Below are 3,346 nucleotides of genomic sequence, written 5' to 3' on the forward strand. Positions count from 1 at the left end.
GCCCGGCGATGCGCTCGCGGGCCTGCTCCCCGGCGGGGCCGAGCCCGCCCAGGTCGAGGACCCTGAGCGCGCGCAGCAGCGGGACGAGCACCTCGTCGTGGTGCACCCGCGGGTCGTACACGCCGGCGACGGCGATCTCGGCGGCCATCCGGCCGAAGCCGGGCATGCCCTGGCCGGGCATGGCGAAACCGCGAATCGTTTCGTCGAGCGTGACGAGCACCTGGTCGGCGTCGAGCTCGGCGGCGGCCCGCAGGAGCTCCCGGTAGAAGACCATGTGCAGGTTCTCGTCCTGGGCGATGCGGGCGAGCAACCGGTCGCAGGCCGGATCGCCGCTGAGCCGGCCGGTGTTGCGGTGGCTGACCCGGGTGGCGAGCTCCTGGACGGCCGCGTACGCGATCACGTCGAGCGCGTCCGCGGGCTGCGGGATGGTGCCGGTGCACAGGTGCGCCATGCGGGCACGCTCCAGGGCAACCGGGTCGACGGCGCGGGTGACGTGCAGGTAGGCGCGGAGGGCGGAGGCGTGGCGGTCCTCCTCGGCCGTCCAGTGGTGCAGCCACGCGCCCCAGGCGCCGTCCCTGGCGGTCCGGTCGCCGATGATCCAGTGGTAGCCGGGCAGGTTGTCCTCGGTGAGCAGGTTGACGACGAGGGCGGAGCGCACGGCGGGGGCGACCGCGGACTGTTCGGGGCGCCAGGGCTCCCCGCCGAGCGGGCCGTCGAAGTCCCGGCCCCGGCTCCAGGGGACGTACTCGTGCGGGAACCACTCGCGCGCCGAGGTGAGATGACGATTCATCAACTCTTCGGCGGTTGCTTCGAGTTCGACGAGCCAGCGGACGGGTCCCGCGGTATCGATCTTCACGGGGCATGATCGTCGCGGACCCGCGCGGGACGGTGCAAGCCGGGTTCACTCGGCCGAGTGATGCGCTCACTCGGATTGACCAAGGCCTATGCCAGGGGCAACCGGGAGATCGATCCGGGGCTGCTCCGAGGCCGTTCGAGGGGCGCCCCGACGGGAACGACAACGGTCACCAGTACAGCCTTTGGATCTTTGTCGATTCTGCGGTTCACTTCCGGTGCGGGGCGATCGCGCCGCGCCCCCTTCCCACCCGTGCGTCCAGAGAGGACTTCGATGGCCGGGCACGAGCATTCCCACGATGAGCATGCACATGACCACGACCACGCCGAGCGTGGCCACGAGCACGGTCACGGTCACGCGCACGGCCACGGCGGCCACGGCGGCCACTCGCACGCCGTCGCCGCCGACGCCGACCGCCGCTGGCTGGTCAGCGCCCTCGCCCTGATCGTCGTCTTCATGGCCGGCGAGGTCGTGGTCGGCTTCGCCGCCCAGTCGCTGGCCCTGATCTCCGACGCCGCGCACATGCTCACCGACGCCGCCTCGATCGCCCTCGCGCTGGTCGCGATGCGGCTCGCCGCCCGCCCGGCCCGCGGCGGCTACACGTACGGCCTCAAGCGCGCCGAGATCCTCTCCGCGCAGGCCAACGGCGTCACTCTGCTGGTCCTGTCCGCGTGGCTCGGCTACGAGGCGGTCACCCGGCTGATCGAACCGCCGGCCGTCACCGGTTCGCTGGTGCTGGTCACCGCGCTGATCGGCATCGTCGTCAACCTGGCGGCCACGTGGTGCATGTCGAAGGCCAACCGCAGCTCGCTCAACGTCGAAGGCGCCTTCCAGCACGTCCTCACCGACCTGTACGCGTTCATCGCCACCGCCGTCGCCGGCCTCGTCGTCCTGACCACCGGCTTCGCCCGGGCCGACGCGATCGCCTCGCTGATCGTCGTCGCCCTGATGCTCAAGGCGGGCATCGGCCTGGTCCGGGACTCCGGACGGATCTTCCTGGAGGCCGCCCCGGCCGGCATCGACCCGGACGCCGTCGCCGACCGACTGGTCACCGAACCGCTGGTCGAGGAGATCCACGACCTGCACATCTGGGAGATCACCTCCAACCAGCCGGCCCTGTCGGCGCACATCCTGGTCACCCCCGGCGGCGACTGCCACGCCGTCCGGCGCGAACTGCAGAGGCGACTGGCGAAGGAGTACGGGATCACCCACAGCACCCTCCAGGTCGACCACGTCGGCGAGGACGAGGCCGGCGCGCTGCTCCAGATCGCCTCCCCGGGCGACGACCAGTCCGCCGAGCACTGCGCCGACGCACACGGCCCGGTCCACCGCGCGGGACCGCACGAACACTGATCCGTCGGCCCCATGCGGCATGATCGAGGGCGTGACCGCACCGCGACTGATGCTGCTCGACTCCGCCAGCCTCTACTTCCGGGCCTACTTCGGCGTACCGGACACCCTGCGCTCGCCGCAGGGTGAGCCGGTCAACGCCGTCCGCGGCCTGCTGGACTTCATCGCCCGGCTGGTCCACGACCACCGCCCCGACCAGCTGGTCGCCTGCATGGACGCCGACTGGCGCCCGCAGTGGCGGGTGGACCTCGTGCCGTCGTACAAGACCCACCGCGTCGCCGAGGCCGCCGAGGACGGCGAGGAGGAGGTGCCCGACACCCTCGCCCCGCAGGTCCCCGTGATCGAGCAGGTGCTGGACGCGCTCGGCATCGCCCGCGTCGGCTCCCCCGGCTACGAGGCGGACGACGTCATCGGCACTCTCACCGCCAAGGCCACCGGCCCGGTGCAGATCGTCACCGGCGACCGCGACCTGTTCCAACTCGTCGACGACGACCGCGAGATCACCGTCCTCTACCCCGTCAAGGGCATGGGGAACCTCCAGGTGACGAACGACGCCCTACTCCTGGAGAAGTACGGCGTGCGCGGCGCCCAGTACGCCGACATGGCCGCCCTGCGCGGCGACCCGTCCGACGGCCTGCCCGGCGTCAAGGGCATCGGCGAGAAGACCGCCGCCCAGCTCATCAACGAGTACGGCGACCTCCCCGCCATCCGCGCCGCCGCCCTCGACGTCGCCTCCAAGCTCACCCCCGCCCGCCGCCGCAACATCGTCGAGGGCGCCGCCTACCTCGACGTCGCCCCGAAGGTCGTCCGCGTCGCCGACGACGCCCCCCTCCCCCTCTTCGACCCGGCCCTCCCCCACGAGCCCCTCGACCCCATGACCCTCGAAGAACTCTCCACCCGCTGGGGCCTCGGCACCTCCCTGGACCGCATCCTGGAAGCCCTCGCCACCCGCTGAACAACGCCGATGGGGCCCGCACGCCGTGTGGACGTGCGGGCCCGTCCCCAAAAGGTGAGAGTGGGATCGATCCCGCTTATCCGCATGCCGAGTTCACTGTCTGTACAGCAGGAGACGACCCTTGGTCGGCGGCGGGTGTTCCGCGTCGGGGTGGCCGGCTTCCTGCTCGCCTCCCTGGCCTGCGCCGC

Annotated in this window: 3 protein-coding genes; 2 read left to right on the forward strand and 1 reads right to left on the reverse strand. The window is 71.8% G+C overall.

What is annotated here, in order from left to right; genetic code table 11:
* Positions 1–790 (reverse strand): acyl-ACP desaturase (locus AB0O00_RS33285; protein ID WP_363658191.1); only part of this gene is annotated, 790 nt, incomplete at its 3' end.
* Positions 791–1,126: 336 nt separating this feature from the next.
* On the opposite strand from AB0O00_RS33285, the gene AB0O00_RS33290 reads away from it, so the two are divergent.
* Complete coding sequence (locus AB0O00_RS33290) at positions 1,127–2,206, forward strand: cation diffusion facilitator family transporter (RefSeq protein WP_363658189.1); 1,080 nt, start codon at positions 1,127–1,129, stop codon at positions 2,204–2,206.
* A 49-nt stretch (positions 2,207–2,255) separates the two neighbouring features.
* On the forward strand, positions 2,256–3,158 hold the full coding sequence (locus AB0O00_RS33295) for a 5'-3' exonuclease (RefSeq protein ID WP_363658193.1): 903 nt from the start codon (positions 2,256–2,258) through the stop codon (positions 3,156–3,158).
* Positions 3,159–3,346: the final 188 nt, after the last annotated feature.

The organism is Kitasatospora sp. NPDC093558 (assembly GCF_040683475.1).
Lineage (GTDB): Bacteria > Actinomycetota > Actinomycetes > Streptomycetales > Streptomycetaceae > Kitasatospora.

What these genes read in the sequence shown, in the direction of transcription:
- AB0O00_RS33295 (WP_363658193.1), top strand. Translation starts at nt 2,256, where the DNA reads ATGCTGCTCGACTCCGCCAGCCTCTACTTCCGGGCCTACTTCGGCGTA.
- AB0O00_RS33290 (WP_363658189.1), top strand. Translation starts at nt 1,127, where the DNA reads ATGGCCGGGCACGAGCATTCCCACGATGAGCATGCACATGACCACGAC.